Source organism: Streptomyces sp. 5-10, assembly GCF_014712245.1.
Taxonomy (GTDB): Bacteria; Actinomycetota; Actinomycetes; order Streptomycetales; family Streptomycetaceae; genus Streptomyces; species Streptomyces violaceusniger.
Genome location: NZ_JACVYG010000004.1, coordinates 1 through 16,476, shown reverse-complemented (window position 1 = coordinate 16,476; position 16,476 = coordinate 1). Strand labels below are relative to the sequence as shown.

At 70.7% G+C, this 16,476-nt stretch carries 3 protein-coding genes and 2 pseudogenes; 3 read left to right on the top strand and 2 right to left on the bottom strand.

Translation table 11 applies throughout. From position 1 onward, the window contains the following. Positions 1 to 5: 5 nt before the first annotated feature. Both IEJ02_RS06300 and IEJ02_RS06295 read right to left on the bottom strand, forming a co-directional pair. Positions 6 to 812, bottom strand: a complete 807-nt coding sequence (locus tag IEJ02_RS06300; RefSeq protein ID WP_317985735.1) for a 2-keto-4-pentenoate hydratase — start codon at positions 810 to 812, stop codon at positions 6 to 8. A 125-nt stretch (positions 813 to 937) separates the two neighbouring features. Continuing rightward, entirely contained in the window at positions 938 to 1,924 is a 987-nt protein-coding gene (locus IEJ02_RS06295) for a class I SAM-dependent methyltransferase (protein ID WP_191063807.1), read from the bottom strand. Positions 1,925 to 2,119: 195 nt separating this feature from the next. On the opposite strand from IEJ02_RS06295, the pseudogene IEJ02_RS06290 reads away from it, so the two are divergent. The 3 genes and pseudogenes from IEJ02_RS06290 to IEJ02_RS49775 form a co-directional block, all read left to right on the top strand. Beyond that, positions 2,120 to 8,405, top strand: a pseudogene (locus IEJ02_RS06290) (amino acid adenylation domain-containing protein); the annotation flags it as partial. Between the two features lie 147 nt (positions 8,406 to 8,552). Further along, entirely contained in the window at positions 8,553 to 15,191 is a 6,639-nt protein-coding gene (locus tag IEJ02_RS06285; RefSeq protein WP_498067026.1) for an amino acid adenylation domain-containing protein, read from the top strand. Next, positions 15,119 to 16,476, top strand: a pseudogene (locus IEJ02_RS49775) (non-ribosomal peptide synthetase); the annotation flags it as partial. The gene IEJ02_RS06285 and the pseudogene IEJ02_RS49775, both read left to right, overlap by 73 nt.

The following is a 16,476-nucleotide window of genomic DNA, read 5'->3' as shown; positions in this document are numbered from 1 at the left end:
ACAGCTCAGCCCGCGACCCGCGTGCCGTCGACACGCATCGTGACGGCGCCCAACCGGTCGAACTCGGCGACGAACGTGTCCCCGGAATCCATCGATACCGCCGCGTGCAGCGCACCCGTCATGACCAGCTGTCCCGCCCCGAGCGTCACACCGTGTTCGCCGAGCACATTGGCCAGCCAAGCCACCACCGCCACCGGGTCCCCCAGGGCGGCGGCCCCCGCTCCGGTCGCCACGCACTCACCGTTGTGGGAGAACGCCATGCCGATCAGACGGAAGTCGCAGTCCGCGGCGGGGGTGACGGGAGGTGCCAGGACGACGGCACCGTTCGACGCGAGATCGGCGATGGTATCGGCGAGCCGGATGCGCCAGTGCTCGATCCGGGAGTCGACGATCTCCAGGCCGGCCATGACCTCGGCGATGGCCCCTCGCGCCTCCCGCACCGTGACTCCCGGCCCCTTGAGAGGCGCCCCGAGCCGGAAGACGATCTCGGCCTCCACCTTGGGCGAGATGAAGTCATCGCGCGAAACGGACGCCCCGCAGGGGTGCACCGTCGAGGCCAGCACCGGGCCGTAGTCCGGTGTGTCGACGCCGAACATGTTCTGCATGGGCGCGGATGTGAGACCCGCCTTGTACCCCACCACCCTGTCGCCGTCCGCGGCGAGCATCGCGACCAGCTCCCGCTGGATGGCGTAGCCGTCTTCCATGCCCAGCGTGGGGTCCGCGTCGGTGAACGGCGCGATGGGGTCTCGCGCCGCCCGCGCCTCGTAAAGGGCCTTCGCCCGGTTGACGATGTCTTCCGCCGAGATCTTCACGCTGAATGCCACTCCTGTCCGAACAGTCCGCCCACCGGCCACGCCCAGACGCGCGCCGGGTGCGGGAAGGGGATGTCGCGCCACGTCGTCACGGGCCACGGCACCGACGCCGACGCCGGGAACGCCTACTTCGCCGCCACGAACACGCGACTGCCCGGCATCGGCAGCGGAGTCGCGCTCACCTCGGAGTATCCGGCGCGCCGGAACGCCGATTGCCACTCCTCCTCGTCCGGCAACCGGACGCCCATCGAGCTGGAGTGCAGATACGTGAAGAGTGCGCTGAAGGCCCGCTCCCGGTCGCCCGCGGCGTAGGGCACCGCGTCCGTCACGATGAGACATCCGCCGTCGGCGATCGAGGTGCGGCAGGCCCGCAGGACGCCGTCGAGCACATCGGGCCGGCTCACGACGTCGTGCAGCACGAATCCCGCGTGCACCACATCGGCTCCCCGCAGGGGTGAGGGGTCGTCGACGAGGGACTCGATGGAGCGGTTCACGACCTGGAGGCGCTCGGCCACCTCCGCCCGCCGCGCCGCCCGCTCGGCCTCCTGACATGCCGCCGGATTCAGGTCCAGGGCCAGGCCGGTGCTGCCGGGCAGGGTGGCCAGCAGATGGATCAGGAGTCCGCCGGCCCCCGCGCCGAGATCGACGATCCGCTCCGGTTTCCGGCCGGTGATCTCCGAGACGACACCGGGGTAGAAGCCGAACGATCCGACCCAGCGGGAGGAGAGCGCCACCCGGCGGCCGTCCCGCTGGTACAGGGCACCCGCGGCGCCGGGATCGCGGAGGAACTCCGCCGCGTGGTCGATGTACGGGCGGTTCGCGCTGAGCGCCCAGGAGAGATACCCCGCCTCGTACCTGCGGTCGGCCAGGTCGGAACACGGCACGAAATGCCGCGCGTCCTCGCCCGGTTGCACCAGGCCCGCGCTCAGCAGTGCTTCGAGTATGCCGGTGGCGCCCGCATCGGCCACGTCGGCGGCCTGCGCCACGTCGTCGAGCGTGAAGGGCGCCGCGCGGTCCAGCAGGGCGGAGAGGCCAAGCTCCTCGGAGATTTCAAGGAGAGCCGCGATCGCGGCCAGATCGGCTGCGGCTTCCGCGTGATCGGTCCTGTTCATGCGTCGCTCCGCACAGTGAGGGGGGTTTCTCGGTGTGAGGTGTTCCGCGCTCGCCCGCCGGGAACGCTACGGTGTCGTTCCCCGCGCTCAGTACGCGTTTCTCTCCGCGTGTCATGTTCGGAGGCCCCCGTGCGAGGGGCATCCGTGTTGACCGCTGTTACACGGGAGGCGCCACGCGGGCGCTCCGCCCGGCGGATGTCCTCACCGGATTCGGGAGCAGGTGAGCGAGGACGTGGATGGTGCTGGTGTCCCCGGCCGGCTTCCCGCCTCGCTCCGCCACCGGTCGCCGAGCCACCGGTCGATCATGACCGTAACAGCGGCGATCGCCGATGCCGCGCCTGGATGAACCTTCGAGTATGGCCCGTCGGAGTGTGGTCGGCTGTCGATGGCGGAGCCATCGTCCGAGTACGTGAGGTGATTGGCGTGGAGGGTCCCGGCGGTGCGCTGCTGCGTTTGACGGCTGCTCAGGAAGGCATGTGGTTCGCTCAGCGCCTGGCCCGGGACGAGACGGCCCACTGGGCCGTTTCCTTTGTGGAGATCCACGGACCGGTGGATGTGGACCTCTTCGACCAGGCCGTGCGGCAACTGCTCGCGGAGGACGGGGCGGCCAGGCTCCGCTTCGTCGAGACGCCCGACGGCATTCGCCAGCGCTTCGGCCCGGCCGCACCCCTCCGGGTGGTGGACATCAGCCATGAGCGGGACCCGTACGCCGCGATGCGGGCCTGGATCCGGGACGACCTTGCCCGTCCGGTGGATCTGGAACACGGTCCGAACCATGCCACGGCGTTGTTCCGCGCCGCCACCGACCACTTCTACTGGGCGGAGGCCTTCCACCACTGCCTGCACGACGCCTACGCGAACCAGCTGACCGCGGGCCGACTGGCCGAGATCTACACCGCGCTGGTCGACGGCGAGCCCGGCACCGGCACCCCGCTGCCCGCGTTCCACCGCCTCGTGGACGCCGACCAGGCGTACCGCGCCTCCGAGGCGTACGCACGGGACCGGGAGTTCTGGCAGGAGGAACTCGCCGGCCTCCCCGAACCGGTCAGCCTCACCAGCCGCACCGCATCCGCCTCCCCCACCAACGTGCGGCTCACCGTGGACCTTCCGGCCGAGGACGCGACCCGGCTGCGAGCGACCGCGGAACGCGTCGGCGTCCGTTGGTCGGCCTTCGCGATCGCCGCGACGGCTCAGTATCTGTACCGCATGACGGGCTCCCGCGAGATCGTGCTCGGCCTGCCGGTGGCCAACCGCACCACACCGGAGACCCGGTCGATCCCGGGAACGGTGTCCAACATCCTGCCGCTGCGGCTGACGGTCGATCCCGGCATGGGCCAGGCCGCGTTCGTCCGCCACACGGCCGACCGGGTACGGCTGGCCCTGCGCCACCAGAGGTACCCGCATGAGCAGATGGTGCGTGACCTGGGAATCGTCAACCAGGACCGGCGGCTGTTCGGCCCTCAGATCAATATCATCTCCTATACCCAGGACATCGCCTTCGCCGGACATCGGGCCACCGTCCGCCACGACGTCAACGTGGTCGACGATGTGCACTTCCTGATCCAGGCCGCGGGCGCGGGGCTGCGCCTGGACGTGGACGCCAACCCCGCCCTGTACCGGGCCGATGAGATCGCCGGGCACGCCGTACGCTTCACGCGGTTCCTCAGCCGGTTCGCCGCGGCCGCCCCGGACACGCCGGTCAGCCGGATCCCGCTGCTGGACGAGGACGAGCGCCACCGCACGCTGGTGGAGTGGAACGACACCGCGCACCCGGTGCCTGCGGCCACGCTGCCGGAGCTGTTCGCCGCCCAGGTGGCGCGTACACCGGACGCGGTGGCGGTGGTGGGCGAGGACGTCCGGTGGACCTTCGGGGAGCTGGCTGCCCGCTCCGACCGGCTGGCCAGGGTCCTGATCGAAAAGGGTGTAGGACCGGAGTCACTGGTGGCGGTGGCGATGGACCGCTCGGTGGAAATGGTGGCGGTGCTGCTGGCGGTACTCAAGGCAGGCGGGGCGTACGTGCCCGTCGACCCCGATCAGCCCGCGGCGCGCGTCCGACACATCCTCGCGACCGCCCGGCCCGCCCTTCTGATCACTACCGGGAAGCTGCGGCACCGCCTGCCCGACGACGTGGACGTGGCGCGGCTGGTGGTCGACGCTCCCGAGGTGGCCGGGTGCGATACCGCGCCGCTGAGCGACACCGACCGGGTCGCGCCGCTTCTGCCGGACCATCCCGCGTACGTGATGTTCACCTCGGGGTCGACGGGCGTGCCCAAGGGAGTCGCGGTCGCGCACCGCGGCGTGGTCAACCGGCTGGCCTGGATGCAGCGGGAATACCGGCTGGATCAGAGCGACCGAGTGCTGCACAAGACCCCCTTCGGCTTCGACGTATCTGTATGGGAGCTGTTCTGGCCACTGCTGCAGGGCGCCAGGCTGGTCATCGCCCGCCCCGGCGGCCACCGCGACCCCGACTACCTCGCCGAGCTCATCGACCGGCAGCAGATCACCACCGTGCACTTCGTGCCGTCGATGCTGTCGGCGTTCCTCCAGGCCCGTACCACCACGCAGTGCACCAGCCTGCGGCGGGTGATCTGCAGTGGCGAGGCGCTGCCGGCCGCACTGGCCACGCGGGCACACCAGCAGCTGGACACGCCGCTGCACAACCTGTACGGGCCGACGGAAGCCACGGTCGATGTGACGTTCCAGCCCTGCCCCGCCGGGCTTGACGGCACGGTCCCGATCGGACGCCCGGTATGGAACACGCGCGTGTTCGTCCTGGACGAGTCCCTGCGCCCCGTTCCTCCCGGCGTCCCCGGTGAGCTGTACCTCGCCGGTGTCCAGCTGGCCCGCGGCTACCACGGTCAGCCGGGGCTGACGGGTGAACGCTTCGTGGCCTGCCCGTTCGCGACCACACCGGGTGAGCGGATGTACCGCACCGGAGACGTGGTGCGCTGGACGGCCGACGGCGTAGTGGAATTCCTCGGCCGCGCGGACGAGCAGGTGAAGATCCGCGGGTTCCGCATCGAGCCGGGCGAGATCGAAGCCGTCCTGGCCGCACATGAGAACGTCGCCCAGGCCACCGTCGTCGTCCGCGAGGACGCTCCCGGCGACAAGCGGCTGGTCGCTTACGTGGTCCCCGCTCAGGACGCCGGTGACCTGACTCAGAGGCTACGGGAACACGCGGCCGAGCGGTTGCCGGAATACATGGTGCCCTCGGCGGTGGTGGCGCTGGACGCGTTGCCGTTGACGGTCAACGGCAAACTGGACCGCGGGGCACTGCCGGCGCCCACCTACGCGGCGGACGCAAGTACGGGACGGGGTCCCGCCTCGCCGCGGGAGGAGATCCTGTGCGGGGCGTTCGCGGAGGTGCTGGGGCTGGCCACGATCGGGGCGGAGGACGACTTCTTCCATCTGGGTGGGCATTCGCTGCTGGCGACGCGGCTGATCAGCCGGGTCCGGTCGCTGCTGGGCGCCGAGTTGACGGTGCGGGACTTGTTCGACGCGCCGACGGTGGCCGGGCTGGCGAAGCGGTGTGACGTCTCCGGCGGTGTCCGGCCGGCCCTGCGGCCGTGGCAGGAGCGGCCACAGCCGGTTCCGCTGTCGTACGCACAGCGGCGGCTGTGGTTCCTCAGTCGGCTGGAAGGCCCCAGCCCCACCTACAACATTCCGCTGGCGTTGCGGCTGCGGGGCGAGGTGGACCAGCGGGCGCTGGACGCGGCCCTGACGGATGTCATGGCCCGGCACGAGGCCCTGCGGACGGTCTTCCCGGAGCGTGACGGGGTTCCTCACCAACAGGTTCAGCCGGCCGGGGCGGTGGCGTCGGTGCTGCATGTGGTCGAGGCCGGGCAGGAGGCGGATCTGCGGGAACTGGTCGGTGAGGCCGCCCGCTATCCGTTTGACCTGTCGGTCGATGTCCCACTGCGGGTGACGTTGTTCGTGGCCGGTGCGCGGGAGGCGGTGCTGCTGTTGCTGCTGCACCATGTGGCCGGGGACGGCTGGTCCACGGCGCCGCTGGCCCGGGACCTGTCCGCGGCCTACGCGGCCCGCCTGGAGGGCGGCGCCCCGGCCTGGACGCCGCTGCCGGTGCAGTACATCGACTACACGATGTGGCAGCGGGATCTGCTGGGCGAGGCGTCACGCTCCGACAGTCTCTACAGTCGGCAGCTGGAGTTCTGGCGGCGGTCTTTGGAGGGTGCTCCTGAGCAGCTGGTGCTGCCGGCGGACCGGCCCCGGCCGGCGGTGGCCAGCTACCGCGGGGCGACGGTCGAAGTGACGCTCGACGCCCAACTGCACGAGGATCTGCTGGCGTTGGCGCGCTCCACACAGACCAGCTTGTTCATGGTCCTTCAGGCCGCGTTCGCCACCTTGCTGACGCGGATGGGCGCGGGCGAGGACATTCCCGTCGGCAGTCCGATCGCCGGGCGTACCGACGAGGCCCTGGACGACCTGGTCGGCTTCTTCGTCAATACCCTGGTGCTGCGGACCGACACGTCGGGCGACCCCACCTTCCTCGAACTCCTCGAACGGGTCCGCGATACCGACCTGGCGGCCTGGGCCCACCAGGATCTGCCGTTCGAGCATCTCGTCGAGAAACTCAACCCGGCGCGCTCGCTCGCCCACCACCCCCTCTTCCAGGTCATCCTCGCCCTGCAGAACGCGCCCTCCGGCACCTTCGCCTTCCCCGGTATCGAGGCCACCGAGGCGTTTCCGGAGACCAGGACGGCGAAGTTCGACCTGTTCCTGAGCCTGTGGGAGCGGAAGGACCCGGCCACCGCGCTGCCGGGCGGCATCACCGGGTACATCGAGTACGCGCTGGATCTGTTCGACGAGGCGACGGTCCGGTCGCTGATGGCGCGGTTCGTCCGGCTGCTCACGTCCGTGGCAGCCGATCCCGGCCGGCCGATCGGGCGGCTGGAGGTGCTCACCCCGCGGGAGCGACAGCAGGTGCTGGCGTCGTGGAACGACACCGCGAGGGCCATCGCGCCGGCGACGCTGCCGCGGCTGTTCGAGGCACAGGCGGCCCGGACACCGGAGGCGATCGCGGTGGTGGCCGCGGATGCCCGGTGGAGCTACGCGGAGCTGGATGCCCGCGCCAACCGGCTGGCGCGCCACCTCACCGGCCTGGGGGTGGGCCCGGAGGTCCGGGTGGCGGTGGTGATGGACCGCTCGGTGGAGCTGGTGGCGGTGCTGCTGGCGGTGCTGAAGGCAGGCGGGGCGTATGTACCCATCGACCCCGGTCAGCCTGCTGCCCGCACGCGCCACATCTTCGATACCGCACAGCCCGCACTGCTGATCACCTCCCATGATCTGCGGCATCGTCTGCCCGATACCACGGGTGTGCCCCGGCTGGTGATCGATGACCCGACGGTGGCCGAACGGCTGGCCCAGCAGCCGGCGTCGGCGCTGACCGATGCGGAGCGGATGTGGCCGCTGCGCGCCGAGCATCCCGCGTATGTCATCTACACCTCCGGCTCCACCGGCGCCCCCAAGGGCGTTGTCGTCCCGCACGCGAATGTGACGCGGCTGCTTGAGGCGGCGCGGGAGCGGTTCGGCTTCGACGACGGCGACGTGTGGACCTGGTTCCACTCCTACGCGTTCGACTTCTCGGTGTGGGAGCTGTACGGGGCGCTGCTGAGCGGTGGGCGGCTCGTTGTGGTCCCCTTCGACACGTCCCGCTCCCCGCTGGAGTTCCGGCACCTGCTGGTGCGGGAGCGGGTGACGATCCTCTCCCAGACTCCCTCGGCGTTCTACCAGCTTCTCCAGGCCGAAGCGCGGCAGACACCGGCCGGTGCCGGGCTCGCGCTCCGGCTGGTGGTCTTCGGCGGCGAGGCCCTGGACCCGGTGCGGTTGCGGGACTGGTACGCCCGGCACCGTGATGACGCGCCGGCGCTGGTGAACATGTACGGCATCACCGAGACCACCGTGCACGTCACCGCGCACCAGCTCGACGCGGCCGTGGCGGGTGAGGGATCCCTGGCCTCGACGGTGGGGCGTCCGTTGGACAACACGCGGGTGTTCGTACTGGACGAGCGGCTGGTGCCGGTACCGCCGTGGGTGGCGGGCGAGCTGTATGTGGCCGGCGCCGGTCTGGCCCGGGGGTATCTGGGTCAGGCGGGGTTGACGGGTGAACGGTTCGTGGCCTGCCCGTTCGCCACCNGCCGGCGCCGGTCTGGCCCGGGGGTATCTGGGTCAGGCGGGGTTGACGGGTGAACGGTTCGTGGCCTGCCCGTTCGCCACCGTGCCGGGTGAGCGGATGTACCGGACCGGGGACGTGGTGCGCTGGACGCCCGGCGGGACGCTGGAGTTCGTGGGCCGTGCCGATGACCAGGTGAAGGTGCGGGGTTTCCGGATCGAGCCGGGTGAGATCGAGGCGGTGTTGCGGGAGCATCCGGGAGTGGCGCAGGCGGCGGTGGTGGTGCGCGAGGACCGTCCGGGCGATCAGCGACTGGTGGGGTACGTGGTGCCGGAGCGGGAGCGGGGGGCCGGGGATCGGGAGGTCGCCGCGGAACAGGTGCGGGAATGGCGGGGTGTTTACGATTCCTTGTACGCCGGTGCGGGCGCGGCCGAGCTGGGCTCGGACTTCTCCGGCTGGAACAGCAGCTACGACTCCCGTCCCATTCCTGTCGCGGAGATGGTGGAGTGGCGTGATGCGACGGTGGACCGGGTGCGCTCGCTGCGTCCCCGGCGAGTGCTCGAAGTCGGTGTGGGGACGGGCCTGTTGCTGGCCGAACTGGCTCCGTCCTGTGAGGAATACTGGGGAACGGACCTCTCCGCCGCGGTGGTGGGGGCGCTGCGCCACCAGGTGGACGCGGATCCGGCGTTGGCCGGGCGGGTGGTGCTGAGGCATCAGGCCGCGGATGTGGTGGACGGGCTGCCGGAAGAGTACTTCGACACGGTCGTGATCAATTCCGTGGTCCAGTACTTCCCCGACGCCGAGTATCTGGCCGGGGTTCTGGAGGGGCTGTTGCCGCTGGTGCGCCCGGGTGGGGCGATCTTCGTCGGAGATGTGCGGAACCTGCGGTTGCTGCGGCTGTTCCGATCGGCGGTCGAGGCGGGCCGGACCACCGGCCCGCGGTCCGCCGAAGCCCTGCGCCAGGCGGTCGAGCGGAGTGTCCTGCTGGAGAAGGAGCTTTTGATCGATCCGGGCTTCTTCAGCGCGCTGGCCGGGCGTGTTCCGGGTCTGTCCGGGGCCGATGTGCGTATCAAGCGGGGGCGGTCGGTCACCGAGCTCACCCGGTACCGGTATGACGCGGTGCTGTACAAGCAGGCGGAGACGGTGCGGTCGGCGGCCGCGACGCGGCGGCTGCGGTGGGGCCGGGAGGTCGGCGATCTGCGGGACTTCGAACGGGAGCTGTCGGGCTGCCAGGTCCAGGGGCCCTTCCGGGTGACGGGTGTGCCCAACGCACGGCTGGCCGGGGACATCGCAGCGGTCGCGGACGCGGTCCCCTCCGTGGACGCGGTCCCCTCCCAGGACGGTCGGGCCGAGCGGACCGCACCGGACCCGGAGACGTTCCACGAGTCAGGCGCTCGCCATGGCTGTGAAGTGGTGGTGACCTGGAGCGCGGACCGAAGCGACGGCGCCTTGGACATCGTCGTGTTCCCCGCCGCGGACACGGTCGGCCCGGTGGTGGATCTGTACCATTCCCGAGCGGATCAGGGCGGCCCGCCGGCCGCGTACACCAACAGCCCCAGTGTGTCCCGGCTCGCCGGTGAGCTGTTGGGGGCGGTGCGGACGTGGACCGGTGAGCGGCTGCCGGAGTACATGGTGCCCTCAGCGGTGGTGGTGCTGGACTCCTTGCCCCTGACGGTCAACGGCAAGCTGGACCGGCGGGCCTTGCCGGCACCGGATCTGGGCGCGGGAAGCGGACGCCGTCCCGCCTCGCCAACGGAGGAGATCCTGTGCGGGGCGTTCGCGGAGGTGCTGGGCCTGACGCGGGTCGGGATGGATGACAACTTCTTCGACCTGGGCGGGCACTCCCTGCTGGCGACGCGGCTGATCAGCCGCGTCCGGGCGCTGCTGGGTACGGAGCTGACGGTCAGGGACCTGTTCGACGCGTCGACACCGGCCACCCTGGCGGAACGGCTCGATGTCTCCGGCGGTGTCCGACCGCCCGTACGGCCGCGCCAGGAGCGCCCGTATCCCATCCCGCTGTCGTACGCACAGCGGCGACTGTGGTTCCTCAGCCGGCTGGAAGGCCCCAGCGCCACCTACAACATCGTGTTGGCCCTGCGGATGCGGGGCGAGGTGGACCAGCAGGCGCTGGACGCCGCCCTCACCGACGTCGTGACCCGGCACGAGGCATTGCGCACGGTCTTCCCCGAACACGACGGCCTGCCCTGTCAGGACATCGTGGACGCGGATCGGGCGCGGGTGGAGCTCACGGTCACCGGGGTGTCCGCCGCCGACCTCGACCGGGCCGTCGCCCGGGAGGCCGGGTACGCGTTCGACCTGACCGCCGAACTGCCGGTGCGGGCGGCGTTGTTCGCCCTGTCCCCCGCTGACACCGGTACCGNNGCGGCGCGGTGTGAGGGGCGGGCGCCGGGGTGGGAGGCGTTGCCGGTGCAGTACGCGGACTACACGCTCTGGCAGCGGGAGTTGCTGGGGGAGGTGGAGGATGAGGAGAGTGTGCTGGCGGGGCAGGTGGCTTACTGGCGGCGGGTGCTGGCCGGGGCTCCGCAGGAGTTGGTGTTGCCGGCCGACCGGCCTCGTCCGGCCGTGGCTTCGCATCGGGGTGGTTCGGTGCCGTTGCGGGTGGATGCGGCTGTGCATGCCCGGCTGGTGGAGTTGACGGCCGGGCGGGGTGTGACGATGTTCATGGTGTGGCAGGCCGCGTTGGCGGTGCTGTTGTCCCGTCTGGGTGCGGGCGATGATGTGTCCATTGGTTTCCCGGTGGCCGGGCGTACCGATGAGGCGTTGGAGGGTCTGGTTGGGTTCTTCGTGAACACGTTGGTGATCCGTACCGATGTGTCGGGGGATCCGGATTTCGTGACGGTGCTGGGTCGGGTGCGGGAGGCGGGTCTGGGGGCGTTGGACCACCAGGATGTGCCGTTCGAGCATCTGGTGGAGGAGCTGGCCCCGGTGCGGTCGCTGGCCCGGCATCCGCTGTTCCAGGTGATGCTGGCGGTCCAGAACACCCCCGAGGCCACGGTCGAACTGCCCGGACTCCAGGCGGCGCCGATGCGCAGCGGGCTGATGGCGGCCCGCTTCGACCTTGACATCACCATCCGTGAACGCTTCGACGACCACGGCCGTCCGGCTGGTCTGGACGGCGAAGTCATCTTCGCCACTGACCTGTTCGACACCGGCACCGTCGAACGTCTCACCCAGCGTCTGATACGCGTGGTGCGAGCCGTCACCAGCCACCCAGACCGGCCCGTGCGGCAGATCGACATACTCGGTGCCGAAGAGCGGCGGATGGTCCTGTACGAGTGGAACGACACCGCGCGTCCGGCGCCGGAGGTGACGCTGCCGGAGCTGTTCGCCGCCCACGCGGCACGTACTCCGGACGCGGTGGCGGTGGTGTGTGAGGGGAGCCGGTGGTCCTATGCGGAGCTGGACGCCCGCTCCAACCGGCTCGCGCGGGTGCTCATCTCCCATGGCGTGGGGCCGGAGTCGCTGGTGGCGGTGGTGATGGACCGCTCGGCGGAACTGGTGGCCACCCTTCTGGCCGTCCTCAAAGCAGGCGGGGCGTATGTTCCCCTCAACCCCGACCAGCCCGCTGCCCGCATCGGCCACATTCTCCACACCGCACAACCCACGCTCCTGATCACGACCAGCGACACCAGGCTCCCCGGCGACGACACCGACCTTCTGGTGCTGGACGATCCGGACACCGAAACCGCTCTCGCAGGAGCCGATGCCGCCCCGCTGAACGATGCCGACAGGGTCAGGCCGCTGTGTGCCGACCACTCGGCGTATGTGATGTTCACGTCGGGGTCGACGGGAGTGCCCAAGGGGGTGGTGGTCAGCCAGCGGGACGTGGCCGGACTGGTGGGTGATCGATGCTGGAGGGCGATGGAGCCGGTGCGGGCGCTGATGCAGGCGCCGCACTGGTTCGACGCTTCGGTGTATGAGGTGTGGGTGCCGTTGCTGACGGGCGGGTATGTCGCGGTCGCTCCGCCGGGTCGGCTGGATGCGGCGTTGCTGCGATCGCTGGTGGCCCATTGCCAACTGACTCATGTACATCTGACGGCGGGATTGTTCCGCGTGATCGCCGAGGAGGATGCCGCCGCCTTCACGGGTCTGGTGGAGGTCAGTACCGGTGGGGACGTGGTGCCGGCGGCCGCGGTGCGTCAGGTGCTCCGGGCCGTCCCCGGGATAACGGTTCGCAACACCTATGGTCCGACCGAGATGACCCTGTGCGCCACTCAGATCCCCTTCCGGGACGCAGGACAGATCGGTGAGGTCGTGCCCATCGGGTATCCGTTGGACAACACGCGGCTGTTCGTGCTGGACGACCGGCTGGAGCCGGTGCCGCCGGGGACGGCGGGGGAGTTGTATGTGGCAGGTGCGGGGCTGGCGCGCGGCTATCTCGGTGGTGCGGGGCTGACCGCGGAGCGGTTCGTGGCATGTCCGTGGAGGTTGGCGCCCGGTGAGCGGATGTACCGGACCGGGGATGTGGTGCGCTGGACGGCCGATGGGGTCCTGGAGTTCGTGGGGCGTACGGACGACCAGGTCAAGATCCGTGGGTTCCGCGTCGAGCCGGGTGAGGTCGAAGCGGTGCTGTCCGCGCATGAACGGGTGGCCCAGGCCGTGGTCCTGGCCCGGGAGGATGTCCCCGGTGACAAGCGGCTGGTCGCCTATATCGTTCCAGTGCCCGATGCCGGGAAGCGTGACCTGGCCACGGTGGTGCGGGCATGGGCGGGCGAGCGGCTGCCGGACTCCATGGTGCCGTCGGCCGTCGTGGTGGTGGACGGGCTGCCGTTGACGGTGAACGGAAAGCTGGACCGTGCGGCTCTCCCGGCCCCCGACCTTCGCGCGGCCGCGGGCGCGGAGGGCGGGCGCGGTCCGATCTCGGTCCGCGAGGAGATCCTTTGCGGGATCTTCGCGCAGGTGCTGGAGGTGGCCCGGGTCGGCGCGGAGGACGACTTCTTCGCGCTGGGCGGGCATTCGCTGCTGGCGGTGCGGCTGGTCAGCCGGATCCGGGCGGCGCTGGGGGCGGAGATCCCGGTCCGGGCGGTGTTCGAAAGCTCGACGCCCGCGGGGCTGGCGCAGCGGCTGGAGCGCGCTGGTGGGGTACGGGTGCGACCGGCGGCCACCGCTGTGCCTCGCCCTTCGGAGATTCCCCTGTCCTTCGCCCAGCGCCGGCTGTGGTTTCTCAGCCGCCTGGAGGGCGCGAGCGCTACCTATAACGTTCCGCTGGTGCTGCGCTTGACCGGTGAACTGGATACGGCGGCGCTGCGGGCCGCGCTGACGGATGTGGTGGGCCGCCACGAAAGCCTGCGCACACGATTCCCGCACCGCGATGGCGAGCCGTACCAGGAGATCATCGAACCGGCCGGGACGGACGTGGCCCTGCCGGTCATCCAAGTGGACCAGAACGACCTTGACGAAGCCATCGCCCAGGCCGCCACGTACCCCTTCGACCTGACCGCCGAGCTGCCCGTACGAGCCTGCCTCTTCGCTCCGGTCGATCCCACCGAGACGGTCGGCGTCATCGATCCAGCCGGTACCACGGACGTGGCGGGCACGCGCGATGACCGTGCTGTCGGCCGGTGGGCTCTGCTCATAGTGGTGCACCACATCGCGGGGGACGGGTGGTCGATGGGCCCGTTGTGGCGGGATCTGTCGGTGGCGTACGCGGCGCGGTGTGCCGGGCGTGCGCCCGAGTGGGAGGCGTTGCCCCTGCAGTACGCCGACTACACCCTCTGGCAGCGGGAACTGCTGGGCAGCGCGGAAGACGAGCACAGCCTGCTCGCCGAGCAGGTCACCTACTGGCAGCAGGCGCTCACCGGTGTCCCCCAGGAACTGGTCCTGCCCACGGACCGGCCACGCCCGCCCGTGGCCGGCCACCAGGGCGGCTGGGTACCCCTGCGAGTGGAGGCCGACCTGCACACCCAGCTGGCACGGCTGGCGGCGGGCCAGGGCGTGACGATGTTCATGGTCTGGCAGGCCGCGCTGGCCGTGCTGCTGTCGAGGCTGGGCGCGGGCACCGACATCCCCATCGGCAGCCCGGTGGCCGGACGTGTGGACGAGGCGCTGGAGGGCCTGGTCGGGTTCTTCGTCAACACCCTGGTCATCCGTACCGACCTGTCCGGGGACCCGGATTTCGTGACGGTGCTGGACCGGGTGCGGGAGGCGGGCCTGGGGGCGCTGGAACACCAGGACGTACCGTTCGAGCGGCTGGTGGAGGAGCTGGCCCCGGTGCGGTCGCTGGCCCGGCATCCCCTGTTCCAGGTCGCACTGGCGGTCCAGAACACTCCCGAGGCGGTAGTGGACCTGCCCGGGTTGCGGGTACAGCCTTCGGGCAGCAGCGTGGTGGCGGCCAAGTTCGACCTCGACATCCAGGTCCACGAACGTTTCGATGAGCGGGGCCGTCCGGCCGGTCTGGACGGCGGGATCATCTTCGCCACCGACCTGTTCAACACCGCCACGGCCGAAGCCATCAGCCGGCGCTTGACACGGGTGCTGGAAGCGGCCACCGCCGCCCCCGGCCTGCCCGTGCGGGCTATCGACATCCTCGGCCCGGACGAGCGGCGGGCGATCCTGCGCCACTGGAACGACACCACCCGCCCGGTGCCGCAGACCACTCTGCCCGACCTGTTCGCCACCCAGGCGGCCCACACCCCGGACGCGGTGGCGGTGACATGTGAGGACAGCCAGTGGTCCTACGCGGAGTTGGACGCACGCTCCAACCGGCTCGCCCGGCACCTGATCGGTCTGGGCGTGGGGCCGGAGTCGCTGGTGGCGGTGGTGATGGACCGCTCCGCCGAACTGGTGGCCACCTGCCTGGCCATTCTCACAGCAGGTGGCGCGTACGTGCCCATCGATCCGGATTATCCGGCGGCCCGCATCACGACCATGCTGGCCGACGCCGCGCCGGCTGCCGTGCTGACCACTGCCACTGTCGTCGGCCACCTGCGGGAGCGCTCCGGCCCGTCGCCGCTGGACCGGACCGGGTGGATCAGTCTTGACGAACCGGACGTCCGGGCAACGGTCTCCGCCCAGAACCCACATCCCCTCACCGACGCCGACCGGGTGCGCCCGCTCCTGCCCGACCACCCGGCGTATGTGNGCGCCCGCTCCTGCCCGACCACCCGGCGTATGTGATCTACACCTCCGGCTCCACCGGCACCCCCAAGGGCGTCGTGGTCCCACACGTGAACGTGGCGCGGCTGCTTCAGGCGGCGCGGGACCGGTTCGGTTTCGGCGACGGGGATGTGTGGACCTGGTTCCACTCCCATGCGTTCGACTTCTCGGTGTGGGAGCTGTGGGGAGCGCTTCTGCTGGGTGGGCGTCTGGTGGTGGTTCCCTTCGAGACGTCCCGCGCCCCCCAGGAGTTCTTGCGCCTGCTGGAGCGGGAAGGGGTGACGGTCCTCTCCCAGACCCCGTCGGCGTTCTACCAGCTTCTGTGGGCAGAGGCGCAGCACACCCCGGCGGGTGCCGGGCTGGCGCTGCGGACGGTGGTCTTCGGCGGTGAGGCGTTGGACCCCGGGCGGTTGGTCGAGTGGTACGCCCGTCACCGAGGCGACACGCCGGTGCTGGTGAACATGTACGGCATCACCGAAACCACCGTCCACGTCACCTCTCTCGAACTCGACGCGGCCATGGCCGGTGAGGAACTCCCGGGCTCACCGGTGGGGCGTCCGTTGGACAACACGCGGGTGTTCGTGCTGGATGGGAGTTTGCAGCCGGTGCCGCCGGGAGTGGTGGGGGAGCTGTATGTGGCCGGTGCGGGGCTGGCTCGTGGCTACCTTGGGCGTGGTGGTGTGACGGGTGAGCGGTTTGTGGCGTGTCCGTTCGCGGTGGTGGCGGGTGAGCGGATGTACCGGACCGGGGATGTGGTGCGGTGGACGGCGGACGGGGTGCTGGAGTTCGTCGGCCGTGCGGACGACCAGGTCAAGATCCGTGGGTTCCGGATCGAGCCGGGCGAGGTGGAGACGGTGCTCGCGGCGCATGAGCGGGTGGCCCAGGTGGGAGTCGTCGTCCGGGAGGATGAGCCGGGTGACCGGCGGCTGGTCGCCTATGTGGTGCCGGTTGAGGGTGTGGGGTCCGGTGGCCTGGTGTCGGAGCTGCGGGAATGGGCGAGGGAGCGGTTGCCGGACTACATGGTGCCGTCGGCTGTGGTGGTGCTGGACGGATTGCCGTTGACGGTGAACGGGAAGCTGGACCGGGCGGCGTTGCCCGCACCCGACTACACCGCCACGGTGAGGGCGGATGCGGCGCGGGGACCGGCCTCGGTGCGTGAGGAGATGGTGTGTGGGGTCTTCGCGCAGGTGCTGGGGGTGCCGCGGCTTGGGGTGGAGGATGATTTCTTCGCTTTGGGTGGGCATTCGCTGTTGGCGGTGCGGTTGGTCAGTCGGGTGCGGGTGGTGTTGGGGGTGGAGGTGCCGGT